Genomic DNA, 16,471 nt, shown 5'->3' with positions numbered 1-16,471 from the left:
AAAAATTTAATAAAAAAAAGTTCTTAAATACTTAAAAACTTTCATATAAATCATGCAATTAAGGCAATACTTAATTAATGTAAAGCAAATAATGGGTGTTGAAATTATCAGATAAGGCACCATATTAATAATATGGTTGAAGCAGCTAATTTAAAAAAATTAAGTGATTTTGATAATAAATCCTTATTAATCGTTGATGATGACAATCCTTTTAGAGATAGGCTTGCAAGAGCCATGGAAAAAAAGGGATTTGAGGTTTTTCAAGCTGAGGGTGTACAAAAAGGAATACTATCTGTTAAAGAAAAAAAACCAGCTTTTGCAGTTGTCGACCTAAGACTAGCTGATGGAAATGGACTTGAAGTAGTAAAGCAAATTCAAATTTCTAATCCAAGCAGTAGAATTATAATGTTAACTGGATATGGAAATATTCCAACGGCTGTTGCTGCGATTAAAGAAGGTGCAATTGATTACTTAGCAAAGCCAGCAGACGCAGATGATGTTGAGAAAGCATTACTAGCCGATCCAGAGAAAAAAGCTGAACCACCAGAAAACCCTATGTCAGCTGATAGAGTTAAGTGGGAACATATTCATAGAGTTTTTGAATTATGCAATAGAAATGTATCTGAGACTGCTAGAAGACTTAAAATGCACAGAAGAACGTTACAAAGAATTTTATCTAAAAGATCCCCTAGATAAATTTTCTAAATTTGATAATTTTTTTAGCCAATATAGCCAATAAGCAAATTTTAAATAATTCAGCTAATAAAAATGGTGTCACTCCTAATTGAAGAATTGGTTTATCCCATCCAATTAAAGTTCCCAACCAAATAGCTCCAAATACATAGATTACAGAAACAGAAAATATTAATTTTCCAAAAATTATAAAAATATTTTTATTAAGATTTAAATAGCCTGCAAAAAAAGAAGCAAATAAAAATCCAATTAAATATCCCATTGTTGGACCAGTAAAATAAACTATTCCAATACCTTTTTCTGGTGAGTTAGAAAATACAGGCATACCTAGAATACCCTCCAGAAGATAAACAGCTACAGATGCCAGGCCAATTTTATACCCGAAAGCAATTCCTAAAAAAAGAACTACAAATGTTTGCATTGTCATAGGCACAGGATAAAATGGTATTTTTAATTTAGCTGAAATAGTTAAAGCCATTGTTCCTATAAAAATTAGAATAAATGTTTTTAATACTTTTTGAATTGTATTTGTTTTTAATAGATCCATATCCACAAATTACTATTTATTAATGTGATAATCTAGTTTTTTATTAATCTTAAAAAAACATCCTCTAAATCACCGTCGTCAGTTGAAATATCTATAATTTTGACGTTATTTTTCTTAATTAAATTAATTAATTCTTCCATATTAATTTTACTTTTTTCATAAGAAACACAAACTTCATTATCTAAGTGTGAAACTATTTTTAAAGATTCTAGATCATCATCGTTAATATTTATCTTTATATCAGTTTTAAAGGTTACTTTTTTGGTTTGAATTCTATCTAATAAATTCTTAGTGCTGTCTAGGGCAACAATATTTCCTTTATTTAATATAGCTATTCTTCCACACATTTCCTCAGCCTCCTCGAGGTAATGAGTTGTTAAAATGATTGTTACACCAAGTTCATTTAATAATTTTACATTTTTCCATAAATTTTGTCTTAATTCCACATCAACACCAGCAGTAGGTTCATCTAGAATAACTATTGGTGGCTGATGAACTAAAGCTTTAGCCATTAACAATCTTCTTTTCATTCCACCAGATAAACTTCTAGCATAGCTGTTAGCTTGTTTTTCTAAGGACACTAATTTTAGAATTGTATCTGTAATTCTATCTTTTTCTTTAATTCCATAAAGACCAGCCTGTAATTCTAATAATTTTCTTGGGCTAAAAAATGGATCAAGATTTACTTCTTGAGGAACTATTCCAACCGAAGCTCTAACTTGTCTTGGGTTTTTATCTAAGTCAAAACCCCAGACACTTACTTGTCCTGCTGTTTTAACCACTGTTCCAGCTAAAATATTTATAAATGTTGTTTTCCCAGCACCATTAGGACCAAGAAGGCCAAAAATTTCTCCCTCTTTCACGTCTAAGTTTAAATCGTTTAAAGCAAGGTTGTCCCCATCTTGTTTGTCTGAATAAATTTTTTTTAAATTTTTAACAGAAAGTATATTTTTTTGCTCCATGCGTGGTAATACATTTATAGTATTTAAAATATTTAAGATAATATTATTTAATGGATAAAATTAAAAAAACAGATCATTTTTATTTAATAGATGGTTCAGGTTACATTTTTAGAGCTTATTATGCATTACCACCCCTAACTAGAAAAAGTGACGGTCTTCCAGTAGGTGCAGTTAGTGGATTTTGCAGTATGCTATTTAAACTATTAGAGGATTCAAAATCAAATGAAAATCTTCAAAAACCAACACACTTTGCTGTAATATTTGATGCTGCTAGAAAAACTTTTAGAAATGAAATTTATTCAGACTATAAAGCTAATAGATCAGAAGCCCCAGATGATTTAGCACCACAGTTTGAATACATAAGAAAGTCTGTAGTTGCTTTTAATTTACCATCTGTAGATCTTCCAAATTATGAAGCAGATGATTTAATAGCCACTTATGTAGAACAAATTTTGGCAAAGGGGGCAAAGGTGACAATAGTCTCTTCAGATAAAGACTTAATGCAATTGTATAGAAAAGACGTTCGTATATTTGATCCTATGAAAAATAAATTTATAACACCTGAAGATATAGTAACTAAATTTGGAGTGGGCCCAGAAAAAGTTATTGATGTTCAATCCTTAGCTGGAGACAGTAGTGATAATGTTCCGGGAGTACCTGGGATAGGTGTAAAAACTGCAGCAGAACTGATTAATAAGTATGGAACCCTAGAAAAATTATTAGATAATGCTCAAGAAATAAAACAAAATAAACGAAGAGAAACACTTATAGAGAACAAAGATAAAGCGATAATTAGCAAAAAATTAGTGACACTAATGAAAGATGCTCCAGTTGAAAGAAAGTTAGAGGAATTTCATCTAAAGAAGATTGATAAAGATAAACTATATAAATTTTTAAGAGAAATGGAGTTTAATAGACTTCTTAGTTCTGTCATTTCTGCATACGGAGAACCACTGTTAGAAGAGACAGCAAAAGAGACAAAGCCTGAAAAAAAACATCAAAATATAAGTAAAAAAAATTATCATCTAATTACAAATGAAAAAGAAATAGATGAGTGGATTAACGAAGCAGAAGAAGCTGGAGAGCTAGCAATTGATACAGAGACTAGTTCTTTAGATGCACATCAGACTGATTTAGTGGGAATTTCATTAAGCACTAAAATTGGCAAGGCTTGTTATATTCCAATCGGTCATAAGTTTAAAGGATGTTTAAAAAAAGAAACTGTAATTAAAAAACTCAAACCACTTTTAGAAGACAAGAGTGTAAAAAAAATTGGTCAAAATATTAAGTTTGATTTTATTGTCTTGTATAAACATGGAATAAATATGAATTCAATGGAGGATACAATGCTGATGTCTTATGTATTAGATGCTGGAAAAAATAGACATAATATGGATACCTTGTCTGAGATTCATCTACAGCATAAAACAATTTCATTTAAAGAAATTGTTGGTACAGGTAAAAAAGAAATAAACTTTAGTGATGTAGAGCTAGATAAGGCAATGGAGTATGCTGCTGAGGATGCTGATATTACTTACAGATTATACAAAATATTTAGTAAAAATTTAAAATTAGAGAAATTAACTAATATTTATGAAATCTTTGAAAAACCTTTAATTAAGATACTAGCATTTATGGAAATTGAAGGAATTAAAATTGATAATAAATTTTTAAAGGTTTTGTCTGAAAAATTTGAAAAAAAAATAAGTAAACTAGAAAAAGAAGTTTTTAAAATTTCAAAAAAGGAATTTAATATTGCATCCCCAAAACAATTAGGTGAAATTATTTATAATGATTTAAAAATTGCTGTACTTAAAAAAACTAGAAAAGGTAGTTTTGCCACAAATGCAAGTGTGTTAGAAGACTTAGCATTCAAAGGACATGAATTTCCAAAATTAATTCTAGATTGGAGACAAGTGTTCAAGCTTAAAAACACATACTCAGATGCTTTACCTGAACACATTAATCCAAATACTAAACGAGTTCACACATCATTTTTATTGGCAGCAACAACAACAGGAAGACTGGCATCCAGCGATCCAAACCTACAAAATATTCCTATTAAATCAGAGGATGGTAAAGATATAAGAAAAGCTTTTATAGCAGAAAAGGGCTTCACATTAATATCTGCAGATTATAATCAGATTGAAATGAGAATTTTAGCTGATTTGGCAGAGGTTAAAGAGCTGAAAAAAGCGTTTAGTAACAATGAAGATATTCACTCTCTTACAGCAAGCCAGGTATTTAATGTTGATATTAAAAAAGTAGACCAAGACATGAGAAGGAAGGCTAAGGCTATTAATTTTGGAATAATTTATGGTATTTCACAATATGGACTTGCAAAACAAATCAACGTTTCAAATCATGAAGCAGATGAATTTTTAAATGCTTATTTCTTAAAATTTCCCGAAATAAAAATTTATATGGATAATACAATTAAGTTTTGCAGAAAAAGTGGATATGTAACCAATATTTTTGGTCGAAGATCTCACTTTAATGGAATTAATGATAAAAATTTCAATGTGAGAAATTTTCAAGAAAGAGCAGCTATTAATGCTCCTATTCAAGGATCAGCATCAGAAATCATGCGACTTGCAATGATTAGACTTAATAAAAAATTTGAAAGCATTAAAAATAATAAATCAAAAATATTATTACAAATTCATGATGAGTTAATTTTTGAGGTTCCAGTAAAAGAAGTCAAAAATATAACTGAAATAATCAAGGATGAAATGACGAGTGTTACAGAAAGTGATTTACACACTTTTTCAACACCATTGACGGTAGACGTGAATACAGGGGACAATTGGGGAATACTTCATTAATTTATCTCCATTGCCTAAATTAGAACAATTTAGTATTTTTAAAGTAGAATATGCAAACTCAAACAATAGCTCTTATTGATGACGATAGAAATATACTCACAAGTATAAGTATAGCTCTTGAAAAAGAAGGCTTTAAAGTTCAAACTTATATTGATGGAGAAAGTGCTTTAATTGGGTTAACTAGAAATCCACCAGACCTTGCTGTTATAGATATAAAGATGCCAAAAATGGATGGTGAAGAGCTTTTAAAAAAGTTAAGAAAAAAAACTTCCTTGCCTGTAATTTTTTTAACTTCAAAAGATGATGAAATAGATGAATTATTAGGCTTAAAATTGGGTGCAGATGATTTTATAAAAAAGTCAGGAGGTTTTTCCATTAAAGTTTTAATAGAAAGAATAAGGGTTCAACTTAGAAAAAAAGATATTAACAATAATCTTGAAGACACAAAAAATATTATTTCGCATGGGAAGCTAAAACTTGACCCTTCACAACTTGAATGTGAATGGGATAACAAGCAACTACCAGATAAACTAACTACTACAGAATTTTTAATAGTTAAAGAATTGGCAAAGAGACCAGGAATAATAAAAGAAAGAGCTCAGCTTATGGACATTGCCTATCGAGAAGATACTGATATTGAAGATAGAACTATTGATAGTCATGTTAAAAGAATTAGAAAAAAATTTAAAAAAGTTGATCCTGATTTTACAGCTATTGAAACAAGATATGGCAGTGGATACAGATGGAACGTTAGTTAATGTTCAGTAATTTTCTAAAAAGTTTATCTATATTAAAAAAATTTTTATTCATTAATTTGGTTATTTTTTTAATTATAGGAATTTTAACAGCGCTTTACATTAGCAATGCAAAACCTAATTTAATAAAAAATAAAACCTCTAAACATATTCAAATAATTAACAATACAATTGAGCATATTTTAAGGTTAAATATAAAATTTGAGGAAGAAGATATTAGAAAATTTTTATTTTCAACAAGATTTTTATTTCAAAACTTAGATAGAGTAATCTTATTTGATAATCAATTTAATTTAGTAGGTGATACTGATACGCTAGATTTAGACCCGAGATCCTTTTCTAGTAGACTAGATATAGTCGAGCTAGAAATATTAGACGAAGAAAAAAGCAAAAAAATTGTTGAAACAAAAAATATAAATAAAGAAAAAACCGTTTCATTCAAAGATGTTCTTACTAATTATTCGTGGTCAAAAGACTTTGGAAAGCCCTTTACTTTTATACAGGAAGGCTATGATCAATTTTTACTAACAACAGTTAAAAACATTACACTAAATGGAGTTAATATTGGATACCTAGCAATTTCAGAAAATGCTAATGATGTAAAATCTGCTATTGATGAAAGAAAAACATTTATTCTAAGAACAGCAATATTTATAATTATAGTAATATTTATATTCTCTTTTGTTTTAAATAGATATTTTCTAAAACCTATAAAGAACTTAGTAGCATATACAAAAATTATAAAAGAAAAGAGCAAAAAAAAAACAAATATTAATGAACTTAAAAGTAGAAATGACGAGCTAGGAACTTTGTCAAATTCGTTAGATGATATGACAAGTGAACTTCAAAAAAGAATTTCACATGCAGAAAATTTTTCAACTGATCTTGTTCATGAGATAAGAAACCCCTTAACATCATTAAAAAGTGCTTCAGAAATATTGAATGAGACTGATGATCAATCTCAAAGAAGTAAATTAATTAGTATTCTAAATCATGATGTCCAAAGAATTGAAAGATTGATCACTGATTATTCTCAAATACTAAAAGATGAGGTTGCATTAAGTAAAGAAAAAATGAAAAAAATTAATCTCAAATTAATTGCAAGATCTGTAGTAGATGATTTTAATAATATTTATGAAGCAAAAAGAGGAATTAAAATAATGTTAAATGATCAAGATGATCAAGAAGAATATTTTATTAATGGAATAGAAAATAGAATTGAACAAATTATTGCAAATTTATTAGATAATTCAATTTCATTTAGTGATGATAACAAAAAAATCTTAGTTGAAATTTACAAAGGAGATAAAGATAAAATTATTTTTAAAGTTATTGATGAAGGTAAAGGATTTAAGGAAACAGATACAAAAAAAATATTTAATAGATTTTATAGTAATAGACCTGATACTTTTGGCGAGCATTCTGGTTTAGGTTTAAATATAGTAAAAAACCTTGTTGAACTCCATAGTGCTACCATTAATGCCTCAAACAATGTAACGCAAGAAGGTGCAAATGTTGAAATTGTCTTCCCTAAAGTTTAATCATAAGTTGATTAATTAAATTTTTATTATATAAAACTGAGCAATGGATGATTTTAAAGTTAAAGATATATCGCTAGCAGACTTTGGAAGAAAAGAAATTTCAATAGCTGAAAGTGAAATGCCTGGTCTAATGGCATTAAGAGAAGAATATTCAGGAAAAGCACCCTTAAAAGGAGCAAGAATACTGGGATGTCTTCATATGACAATTCAAACAGCAGTTTTAATTGAAACTTTAGTAGAGCTTGGAGCAGAAGTTAGATGGTCTTCTTGTAATATCTTTTCAACACAAGATCATGCTGCTGCAGCAATAGCTAAAGCAGGAATACCAGTTTTTGCTTGGAAAGGTGAAACTGAAGAGGAAGCTGTATGGTGCATAAGACAAACAATAGAAGGTAAAAAAGACTGGAAAGCAAATATGCTATTAGATGATGGTGGTGATTTAACTGCAATGATGCACAGTGATTACAAAGATTTATTAAAGGAAGTAAAAGGTGTTTCAGAAGAAACAACAACTGGAATTAAAGCATTAAACAAAATGGAAAAAGATGGAACATTAATGATTCCAGCAATTAATGTTAATGACTCAGTTACAAAATCAAAATTTGATAACCTATATGGTTGTAGAGAAAGTTTAGTAGATGGAATTAGAAGAGCCACAGATGTAATGATGTCTGGTAAAGTTGCAATTGTAGCAGGCTTTGGGGATGTTGGAAAAGGTAGTGCTGCATCTTTAAGACAAAGTGGTGCTCGAGTGATGGTTACAGAAGCGGATCCAATTTGTGCACTCCAAGCAGCAATGGAAGGTTATGAAGTAGTTTTAATGGATGAAGCTATAAGCAAGGCAGATATTGTTGTTACTGCTACAGGTAATATAGATATTGTTACTGCAGATCATATGAGAAATATGAAAGATAGAGCAATCCTTTGTAATATTGGACACTTCGATAATGAGATTCAAGTAGAAGCCTTAAAAAATTATAAATGGACAGAAGTAAAACCAGAAGTTGATGAAATAGAATTAGTTGATGGAAAGAGAATTATTCTTTTAGCTAAAGGTAGATTGGTAAATTTAGGTTGTGCAACAGGGCATCCAAGTTTTGTAATGAGTGCATCATTTACAAATCAAGTAATGGCACAAATTGAACTTTGGCATAATCATAAAAATTATGAAAATAAAGTTTATGTATTACCAAAATCATTAGATGAGAAAGTGGCAATGCTTCACTTAAAAAAAGTAGGTGCCAAACTTACGAAACTATCAAAAGACCAAGCTGACTATATAAGTGTTGAAACAGAAGGTCCATTCAAACCAGATGCTTATCGCTACTAATAGCGAAAAAATAGATATCTCCCTAGAAGATAAAACATCTGAGCTAGCTAAAAGTTTTTCAAGAACACTACAAAAAGGAGATGTAGCTTATTTTCATGGAGAAATAGGTGTTGGCAAAACGACATTTATAAAACACCTCATTAATAATCTTCAACAATTAAATAAAATCAATTTAACCGAAGTTACTAGTCCTACCTTTAATTTGGTAAATGAATATGATGTTGGAAATTTTATAATACAGCATTACGATTTGTACAGGTTGACTGACTATAGTGAGATAAAAAACATTGGTTTATTTGAAAATAGAGAAGAAGTTGTGACATTAATTGAATGGCCTGAGAAAATAAAAGAAACTATTGACTCCAAAATTGATTTACATTTTGAATACAATGATGATTTAAGTAAAAGATATTTAATAATTAAGGGAGTTAAAAATAAATAATAGATGTTACAAACTAATAATAAATTAAAAAAAATTAAAGGTGACGCATCATTTAGATCTTTTTATAGAAAGTCATTATCAAAAAAAAAATCAATCATAGTTTTTGCTTCTAAGGAAAAAGAGAAAAATTTGCTAATATATGATGCAATAAATAGTCTTCTAATTAAAAATAAAGTTTTAGCACCTAAACTTTATAGCGAAAATTATAAAAAAAATTATATAGAAATTGAAGATTTTGGAGATGACTCAGTTTTTAGTTTATTAAAAAAAAATAAAAACCAAAAAGAAACTCTCTATAAAAAATCTATTGATTTACTTGGAGTGATTCAAAAAATTAAACAAAATCGATCTAAAAACTTTAAAGGTAAAACTTATAAAATACCTATTTATGATAATGTTAAATTATTCAATGAGGCAAATTTATTTTGTGAATGGTATGCAAAAAAATTTATAAAAAAAAATAAACTAACCAAGTTTAAAATTGATATAAAAAAACAAATTAGATTTTTATTAACAAACCTTCAATTAAATGAAAAAGTTTTAGTTCATAGAGATTTTCATGTATCGAATTTAATGAAGTACAAAAATAAAATAGGAGTTATCGACTCGCAGGATGCTTTAATTGGAAACAGGGCTTATGATTTAGCTTCCCTAATTGATGATGTTAGATTTAGAACAGATGAAATATTTAAAAATAAAATTTATCGTTATTATCTAAAACTAAATAAAAAAAGAGTTAACAAGGCTACGTTATTAAGTGATTTTGAAATATTATCCATTTTAAGAAATATGAAAATCATTGGAATATTCACAAGATTGGCCATGAGAGATAAGAAAAAGCAATATTTAAAATTAATTCCCTATGCTTGGAAGTTAATTGAATTAAGAATTTCCAACAATAACAAATTTTCTGAGCTCAAAAGCTTATTAGAGCTTAATTTTTCCAAAAAAATAAGAAATCAAAGATGAAGATTAAAACTGCATTAATTCTATGTGCTGGATATGGTAAGCGCTTAAACCCAATAACACTGACAACCCCGAAGCCTCTACTAAAGATAAACGAAATAACATTATTAGAAAATTGTATTAATTTAATACATTCTTTGGGAATTGATAAGATTTTAATTAACACATTTTACCTAAGTGAAAAAATTGAACAATTTTTTAAAAATAAGAAATTTAATTTAGAAATTAAAATAATAAATGATGGCTCAAATATTTTAGATACGGGAGGTGGAATTTTAAATTTAATAAATTCATCTGATGAAACAGATTTTATGATATTTAATCCAGACACCGTATGGAATGAGAATTATAAAAAATATATTAAAGATATGGAGAAATTTTATTTTTTAAATAAAGTTAAAAATATACTTTTATTAGCTAATGAAAACTTGAGTTTTGACAAAAATTTGAAGGGTGATTTTAATCTTAAAAAAAATATTATAAAAAAAGATGAACTTAATCACCTAATTTATACAGGGTGCCAAATTATAAATAAGGGTTTATTTGACTCATATGAAGTAGGCAATTTTTCTATTTCAAATATTTGGAATAAATTAATTGATAAAGACGATTTATATGGTTTTGAGAGTTTTGAAGACTTTAAACATTTAACAGATCTCAATATTTACAAAAAATTATTAAAAAACTAACAAGTCCTTAGCTCTATCTTGATCTAGGTAAGTGCATTCTTTAATATTTTGCTGTGAATCTAAATTTATCAAAAGTGGATTGCCTGTTGGTACTTCAAGTAGTGATATTTTCTGGTTATCTAATTTAAATAAAAATTTGCATAACGCCCTTATAGAATTTCCATGAGCTGAAATTAAAATATTTTTATCATTTTTTAGTTTCATTTGAATTTCATCAATATAAAATTTCATTACTCTATCGTAGGTATCTTTAAGGGACTCGGTGTCAGGAATATTTTCTTTTGGAATACTTTTATAAACCTCTATATTTAACGGGTGATATGGATTGTTTCTACTTAATGGATCTGGTTTAATATCCCAAGATCTTCTAAAAGCATGTATTTTATCTTCACCAAGCTTTTCTTTCATTTCATCTTTATTTAGCCCTGTCAAAGCTCCATAATGTCTTTCATTTAATTGCCAGGCTTTAACTGGTTCTCTTTTGTCTCTTAATGTGTCCTGAATAAATTTTAGTGTGTTGATAGCCCTTAACTGAAATGATGAATAAAAATAATCAATATCAATTTTAGTTTCCTTAATATACTCTCCAGCCTTGCAGGCCTCTAATTTACCTTGCCCTGTAAGGTCAACATCTACCCAACCTGTAAATCTTTTCTCAAGATTCCATTCACTTTGACCATGTCTTACTAAAATTAAATGAGCCATTTTATATATTCTGATAACTGATAAAAGAAATAAAATAAATAAGATTATTATGAATAAATTAAAAAACTTTTTTAGAATTGGGTTTTATTCTTCAAATATCATATTGATAATATTTTATTTATACCCAGGAAGTATTTTTGGATGTTTTTTGTATAATGATTGTTACTTACAACCCCAAATTACTCAAGATTTTATAATTTCATCAAACCATTTCTATGCTTTTATTTTACTTACAAGCTTAGGGTTACTTTCTTTTCATAATACTAAAAAAATTAATTCTTTAAGTGTTTATTTATTTCTATTATCAATTTTTTTAGAACTATTTCATATTATCATTCCAAACCGTGGATTTGAGATGAGTGATTTATTTGGAAATATTGTAGGTGTAATATTAGTAATACTTATCTATAAGATTATAATTAGGAATGTCAAAACTTAGAAATCATTTTTCAATACTATTAATTATTTTTATTACTGGCTGTTCTTCAATACCTCAAAATACTTCAAATAGTTGCTCAATTTTTAATGAAAGATACCTTTGGTATAAACATGCCAAAAAAACTGAACAAAAATGGGGAACCCCAATTTATATTCAGCTAGCTATAATTAAGATGGAATCAGACTTTGATTGGCTAGCTAAACCGCCAAGGCAAAAATTATTTAAGATTATACCATTTAAGAGACCCTCTAGTTCATTTGGATATTCACAAGCAGTAAAGGGAACTTGGGAGCAGTATAAAAATGAAACTGGAAATAAATTAGCAACAAGAACAAGATTTAAAGATAGTGTTGATTTTATTGGTTGGTATACCGATAAAACTGAATCTCTTTTAAAAATTTCTAAGAAAGATGCCTTTAGACAGTATCTAGCGTATCATGAAGGGTGGGGTGGTTATAAAGATTATAAGAATAATCAGAAAGTTATAGGTTTAGCTAAAAAAGTAGAAAAACAATCTAATAAATACAAATCACAATTACAAGATTGCCAGAAAAGATTAAATAAAAATAAATATATTATATTTTAACGAAGTTGTTTTTTTAGCTCAATATCAACAGCATCAATTCGTTTCGTATTCTTTGCTAATACCAAATACATGGTTGGCGTTACATATAATGTAAAGAATGTTGATATAATCATTCCTCCCAGAATAGTTGCACCCACTGCTAATCTTGAAGCTTCACCTGCGCCTGGTCCAATATTTCCTATAACCAATGGCATCATTGCTATCATTGTGCTTATTGACGTCATCATTATGGGTCTAAATCTTAATTGACAAGCTTCCTTAACAGATGTTTCTATATTTTTTCCAGCTGTTCTTAACTGATTGGCATAATCAACAATTAGAATACTATTTTTAGTTGATATTCCAATTAGTATGACAAGCGCTATTTGTGAGAAGATATTAATAGAACTGTTCAGGAATAATATAAAGACCAAACCTCCAAACAAAGCAAGTGGAACAGTTAACATAATAATAAATGGATGAATAAATGAATTAAAGGTTGCAGCCATTACTAGGTACGCAGTTAGAAAAGCTAATCCAAAAATAATAAATAGTTCATTACTAGTTTCTTTTATTTCTTCTGATTTACCTTTCCATGCAATTTGATTAGAAGAGCCAATTTCTTCCATTGTTTCTTCTAAATATGCAATTGCTTCTGTAAGTGTATAAGATTCCGATATATTTGCAGATATTGTTACAGCTCTCTGCCTATTATATCTTGCTAATTTTTTTGCAGATCCAATTTCACTGAACTCTACTAAATTTGATAAAGAGATAAGTTTACCAGAGCTTTCAGATCTAACAAATATTTTAGAAAGACCTTCTTGCGATCGTCTATCTGCCAAGTATTGTTGAAGTATAATTGGGTATTCTTTACCAAGTCTATTAAATTTTGTTACAGTTTTTCCACCATAAAGAGTTTCTAAGGTTTTGCCAATTGAGTCAGTAGACACACTTAAATCCTTAGCCTTATTTTTATTAATTACTAATTTGACTTCTGGTTTGTCTCTAGAATAGTCCGATTCTATTCTAGATAAATTTTTATTTTGTCTTAATTTATTGATAACTTTTGACTGTATTTCCTCTAACTCCTCATAAGTGCTGCCCAATATAACCATTTGAACAGGTTTATTGTAACTAGAAACCCTAATAGATTGAGGTGATATTGGAAAAGCTACTGTTTCAGGAACAGTCACAATTTTTCCAATTGCTTCTCTCATTATTGTTTGTGAACTTTTATCTCGTTCAGCCCATTCATCTAATAATGCGATTATTATAAAGCTATTAAAAGAATTTTTATTGCTACCAAAGCCTGGCACTCTCATTATAAATCTTTTGTATGGACTGCCCTTAGCTTGAAGAAGAGGAATTAATCTTTTTTCAACATCTTCTGCTCTTTTTTCAGTATATTCAAAAGAGCTTCCTTCATCTGTAAATCCTAGAACAAGATAAACCCCTCGATCTTCTAAGGGTAATAATTCTTTTTTTGTAATATTAAACAAAACACCAGAAATAATAATAGTGAAGACTATAAATGAAATTATGATTTTTTTCTTATTAAGCCAATACCCCAATGTTTCTTCATAAAATTTTAAGAATGATTTAAAAAATTTATCAAATTTAGTGACTATAAAATTTTGTTTTGGCTCTTTCTTTAAAAACTTACTTGCTAACATAGGTGATAGTGTAAGAGCAACAAAAGAGGACACCACAACAGAAACAGATAATGCTATTGCTGTTTCTCTAAATAATGTTCCTGCAATTCCATCTATAAAAATTAAAGGAATAAAAACCGCAACTAGAATTAAAGTTGTTGCAATGATTGCAAAGCTGATTTGCTTTGACCCTTTGTAAGCTGCAATTAATGGACTCTCTCCATTTTCAATTCTTCTATAAATTGCATCTGTCATTATGACCGAGTCGTCAGTAATTATTCCAATTGCTAAAATAAAACTTAATAAAACAAATATGTTTATTGATAAACCAAACAAATAAAGACCTAAAAACGAAGCTATTAAGCTTACAGGTAGTGCAACTGCTGGTACAATTACAGCTTTTATATTACCTAAGAATAAATAAATAATAATAACCACAAGAATAAAAGCAATGATTAAAGTTTTGTATACTTCATCGATAGCTGTACCCACATATGTTGCTCTGTTAAAAGCTACTTCTATATTTAGATCATCTGGCAATGTTTTTTTAACTTCTTCAATTTTTTTACTTATTTCTTTAGAAAGTTCTACTGTTGAAGCGCCACTTTTTGCGTAAATACCAATTCCTACAGTGTTTAAATCTAAAGCATCTTTACTTTGGGCTTTAAAAAGATTTTTTTCTGAAACCGGACCAAACTCAACATTTGCAATATCTGAGAGTCTTACAACACTATTTTGATTTTTTTTAATAGGCAATGTTTTTAGTTTTTCTATATTGTTATATGACTTATCTAAATTTAGTATTAAATCTATGTTGGTAGCTTCTAATGTTCCTGCGGGTAGGCTGACATTTTCTTTCCTTATTGCTCCTTCAACTTCTTGAATAGTTAAATTGTTTGCAGCAAGTTTAATTGGATCTATCCAGATCCTAACACTTAAATCTCTTAAGCCACCAGTTGAGATTGTTCCAACATTTTTAACACTTGAAAATTGATCTACTAAATATCTTTCAACATAATCTCCAAGCTCTAAATCACTCCAGGTTGCTGAAGATACGGCCAGCCACATAGTGGTTGAAAATCCTGCTGATTGTTTAAGTATTTGAGGTGCTGCTGCTTCACTTGGCAATCTATCGACAACTCTTGCAACTCTTTCTCTTATATCATTAGCAGCATTATCAAGATCTATATCAGGATTAAATTCAACATTAATTGAACTACTCCCATTTTCTGATGTTGAGTTAATATTTTTTATTCCTTCTACTCCACCTATTACATCTTCTATTACTTGTGTTACTTCCTGATCAATTATAGGAGCTGATGCAGATTTGTAGTCTACTTTAACTTGAACTACAGGTGGTTGTAAGCCCTCGGGTAGTTCTCTTACTGGCAATTGTGAAAAAACAAATATTCCAAAAACAATTAATATAAGAGACATTACCCAAGCAACAACTGGTCTTCTTATACTTACGTCAGTTATAAACATTATTTTTTAATCGGTTTAATTTTGCCTCTTGGTCTAACTTTTTTTAAACCCTCAGCTACAATGTTATCTCCATTAGCTAAACCTGAAACTACTTCAATAAAACCAGAATCTCTTATTCCAATAACAATTTCAGTTTTATTAGTCACATTATCTTCTGCAACTTTATAAACATAAGTTTTGTTACCTTCCATGATTAAACTTGTATCTGGAATACTCATGGAATTTCTCTCATTATATTTAACTATAATCTCCAAAAGAGAACCTGGTAAAATTTCAAAATTATCATTTTCTAATTTTATTCTTATAGCTAAAGATCTTGTATCCACATCAATCCTGCCAGCTGTTGAGTCAACAACACCTGAATAAATTTTTTCACTATTACCTGAAAATTTAACATCAACATTTAAATTTTCTTTAATAAAACTTGCGTAAAGCTCAGGAATATCTACATCTACATAAATTGTCGAAGTATCTTCTAGTTGTATTAAAAGTGAACTTTCAGAAACTTTAATATCATTTGAAAAATCTCTTTTAGTCACCACTCCATCAAAAGATGCTATTAAATTTCTAGTTTTTAATTTTGTTATTAAATCACCTTTTTTTAATTTTCTATTGAATTCTATTGGGTTAACTATTTCATATTTTTCAATTTTGTATGATTTAGTTCTAAAAGGAATTGCTGTTCCATAAGTTGAAACTTTTTGAGAGAAATTTTTTGCTACAACTTCAGTTACTATTATTCCTGGAGGAGGTCTTTTGCTAAATTTTTTTTTAAAATGATTTCCTATCATTGTTCTTCCAACAATTACTATTGTAATAATTAAAAAGAAGGTAAGGATTGCAGTTCCAATTTTTGTAGATCTTTTCATATT

Annotated in this window: 15 protein-coding genes; 10 read left to right on the top strand and 5 right to left on the bottom strand. The window is 28.5% G+C overall.

Annotation, left to right across the window (positions count from 1 at the left end):
* Positions 1-132: 132 nt before the first annotated feature.
* Positions 133-696 (top strand): ActR/PrrA/RegA family redox response regulator transcription factor, encoded by a 564-nt coding sequence (locus tag AC5SL0_RS05970; protein WP_006997707.1) that lies wholly within the window; start codon positions 133-135, stop codon positions 694-696.
* Here the strand turns inward: AC5SL0_RS05970 and AC5SL0_RS05965 are convergent.
* Positions 689-1,240 carry a biotin transporter BioY gene (locus tag AC5SL0_RS05965; RefSeq protein WP_018413593.1) on the bottom strand — a complete coding sequence of 184 codons (552 nt, stop codon included), beginning with the start codon at positions 1,238-1,240 and terminating at the stop codon, positions 689-691. The genes AC5SL0_RS05970 and AC5SL0_RS05965 overlap by 8 nt on opposite strands.
* A 32-nt stretch (positions 1,241-1,272) precedes the next feature.
* Positions 1,273-2,202: an ABC transporter ATP-binding protein gene (locus AC5SL0_RS05960; protein WP_494573967.1), complete on the bottom strand. Its 930-nt coding sequence runs from the start codon at positions 2,200-2,202 to the stop codon at positions 1,273-1,275.
* Between the two features lie 50 nt (positions 2,203-2,252).
* Between AC5SL0_RS05960 and polA the strand changes: the two genes are divergently transcribed.
* From polA to AC5SL0_RS05925, 7 genes are read left to right on the top strand one after another with little or no spacing between them, the layout of a single operon-like run.
* Positions 2,253-5,027 (top strand): DNA polymerase I, encoded by a 2,775-nt coding sequence (gene polA, locus AC5SL0_RS05955; protein ID WP_494618121.1) that lies wholly within the window; start codon positions 2,253-2,255, stop codon positions 5,025-5,027.
* A 50-nt stretch (positions 5,028-5,077) separates the two neighbouring features.
* Positions 5,078-5,785, top strand: a complete 708-nt coding sequence (locus AC5SL0_RS05950) for a response regulator transcription factor (RefSeq protein WP_006997711.1) — start codon at positions 5,078-5,080, stop codon at positions 5,783-5,785.
* Positions 5,785-7,323: a sensor histidine kinase gene (locus AC5SL0_RS05945; protein WP_494618120.1), complete on the top strand. Its 1,539-nt coding sequence runs from the start codon at positions 5,785-5,787 to the stop codon at positions 7,321-7,323. Before AC5SL0_RS05950 ends, AC5SL0_RS05945 begins: the two co-directional genes overlap by 1 nt.
* A 43-nt stretch (positions 7,324-7,366) precedes the next feature.
* Positions 7,367-8,653: an adenosylhomocysteinase gene (ahcY, locus tag AC5SL0_RS05940; protein WP_006997713.1), complete on the top strand. Its 1,287-nt coding sequence runs from the start codon at positions 7,367-7,369 to the stop codon at positions 8,651-8,653.
* On the top strand, positions 8,637-9,095 hold the full coding sequence (gene tsaE / locus AC5SL0_RS05935) for a tRNA (adenosine(37)-N6)-threonylcarbamoyltransferase complex ATPase subunit type 1 TsaE (protein WP_494618119.1): 459 nt from the start codon (positions 8,637-8,639) through the stop codon (positions 9,093-9,095). The genes ahcY and tsaE overlap by 17 nt, the downstream gene beginning before the upstream one ends.
* A 3-nt stretch (positions 9,096-9,098) precedes the next feature.
* Positions 9,099-10,064, top strand: coding sequence for an aminoglycoside phosphotransferase family protein (locus AC5SL0_RS05930; protein ID WP_494618118.1), 966 nt, complete (start codon positions 9,099-9,101; stop codon positions 10,062-10,064).
* Positions 10,061-10,750 (top strand): sugar phosphate nucleotidyltransferase, encoded by a 690-nt coding sequence (locus tag AC5SL0_RS05925; protein ID WP_494618116.1) that lies wholly within the window; start codon positions 10,061-10,063, stop codon positions 10,748-10,750. The genes AC5SL0_RS05930 and AC5SL0_RS05925 overlap by 4 nt, the downstream gene beginning before the upstream one ends.
* On the opposite strand, the gene AC5SL0_RS05920 is transcribed toward AC5SL0_RS05925, so the two are convergent.
* On the bottom strand, positions 10,739-11,455 hold the full coding sequence (locus AC5SL0_RS05920) for a 2,3-bisphosphoglycerate-dependent phosphoglycerate mutase (protein ID WP_494618114.1): 717 nt from the start codon (positions 11,453-11,455) through the stop codon (positions 10,739-10,741). The two genes, AC5SL0_RS05925 and AC5SL0_RS05920, sit on opposite strands and share 12 nt — an antisense overlap.
* Positions 11,456-11,504: 49 nt before the next feature.
* On the opposite strand from AC5SL0_RS05920, the gene AC5SL0_RS05915 reads away from it, so the two are divergent.
* Together AC5SL0_RS05915 and AC5SL0_RS05910 are read left to right on the top strand one after the other, a co-directional pair.
* Positions 11,505-11,894 carry a VanZ family protein gene (locus tag AC5SL0_RS05915; RefSeq protein ID WP_494618112.1) on the top strand — a complete coding sequence of 130 codons (390 nt, stop codon included), beginning with the start codon at positions 11,505-11,507 and terminating at the stop codon, positions 11,892-11,894.
* Entirely contained in the window at positions 11,881-12,480 is a 600-nt protein-coding gene (locus AC5SL0_RS05910; RefSeq protein WP_278386718.1) for a transglycosylase SLT domain-containing protein, read from the top strand. The genes AC5SL0_RS05915 and AC5SL0_RS05910 overlap by 14 nt, the downstream gene beginning before the upstream one ends.
* On the opposite strand, the gene AC5SL0_RS05905 is transcribed toward AC5SL0_RS05910, so the two are convergent.
* Both AC5SL0_RS05905 and AC5SL0_RS05900 read right to left on the bottom strand, forming a co-directional pair.
* Positions 12,477-15,599: an efflux RND transporter permease subunit gene (locus tag AC5SL0_RS05905; RefSeq protein WP_494618111.1), complete on the bottom strand. Its 3,123-nt coding sequence runs from the start codon at positions 15,597-15,599 to the stop codon at positions 12,477-12,479. The two genes, AC5SL0_RS05910 and AC5SL0_RS05905, sit on opposite strands and share 4 nt — an antisense overlap.
* Complete coding sequence (locus AC5SL0_RS05900) at positions 15,599-16,468, bottom strand: efflux RND transporter periplasmic adaptor subunit (protein WP_494618110.1); 870 nt, start codon at positions 16,466-16,468, stop codon at positions 15,599-15,601. The genes AC5SL0_RS05905 and AC5SL0_RS05900 overlap by 1 nt, the downstream gene beginning before the upstream one ends.
* Positions 16,469-16,471 lie beyond the last annotated feature (3 nt).

The sequence above is a fragment of the Candidatus Pelagibacter sp. PS_16 genome, assembly GCF_059417965.1.
Note: the sequence above shows the minus strand (reverse complement) of the source record. Positions and strands in the feature narration are given on the sequence as shown.

What these genes read in the sequence shown, in the direction of transcription:
- AC5SL0_RS05970 (WP_006997707.1), top strand. Translation starts at nt 133, where the DNA reads ATGGTTGAAGCAGCTAATTTAAAAAAATTAAGTGATTTTGATAATAAA.
- AC5SL0_RS05965 (WP_018413593.1), bottom strand. Translation starts at nt 1,240, where the DNA reads ATGGATCTATTAAAAACAAATACAATTCAAAAAGTATTAAAAACATTT.
- AC5SL0_RS05960 (WP_494573967.1), bottom strand. Translation starts at nt 2,202, where the DNA reads ATGGAGCAAAAAAATATACTTTCTGTTAAAAATTTAAAAAAAATTTAT.
- polA (WP_494618121.1), top strand. Translation starts at nt 2,253, where the DNA reads ATGGATAAAATTAAAAAAACAGATCATTTTTATTTAATAGATGGTTCA.
- AC5SL0_RS05950 (WP_006997711.1), top strand. Translation starts at nt 5,078, where the DNA reads ATGCAAACTCAAACAATAGCTCTTATTGATGACGATAGAAATATACTC.
- AC5SL0_RS05945 (WP_494618120.1), top strand. Translation starts at nt 5,785, where the DNA reads ATGTTCAGTAATTTTCTAAAAAGTTTATCTATATTAAAAAAATTTTTA.
- ahcY (WP_006997713.1), top strand. Translation starts at nt 7,367, where the DNA reads ATGGATGATTTTAAAGTTAAAGATATATCGCTAGCAGACTTTGGAAGA.
- tsaE (WP_494618119.1), top strand. Translation starts at nt 8,637, where the DNA reads ATGCTTATCGCTACTAATAGCGAAAAAATAGATATCTCCCTAGAAGAT.
- AC5SL0_RS05930 (WP_494618118.1), top strand. Translation starts at nt 9,099, where the DNA reads ATGTTACAAACTAATAATAAATTAAAAAAAATTAAAGGTGACGCATCA.
- AC5SL0_RS05925 (WP_494618116.1), top strand. Translation starts at nt 10,061, where the DNA reads ATGAAGATTAAAACTGCATTAATTCTATGTGCTGGATATGGTAAGCGC.
- AC5SL0_RS05920 (WP_494618114.1), bottom strand. Translation starts at nt 11,455, where the DNA reads ATGGCTCATTTAATTTTAGTAAGACATGGTCAAAGTGAATGGAATCTT.
- AC5SL0_RS05915 (WP_494618112.1), top strand. Translation starts at nt 11,505, where the DNA reads ATGAATAAATTAAAAAACTTTTTTAGAATTGGGTTTTATTCTTCAAAT.
- AC5SL0_RS05910 (WP_278386718.1), top strand. Translation starts at nt 11,881, where the DNA reads ATGTCAAAACTTAGAAATCATTTTTCAATACTATTAATTATTTTTATT.
- AC5SL0_RS05905 (WP_494618111.1), bottom strand. Translation starts at nt 15,599, where the DNA reads ATGTTTATAACTGACGTAAGTATAAGAAGACCAGTTGTTGCTTGGGTA.
- AC5SL0_RS05900 (WP_494618110.1), bottom strand. Translation starts at nt 16,468, where the DNA reads ATGAAAAGATCTACAAAAATTGGAACTGCAATCCTTACCTTCTTTTTA.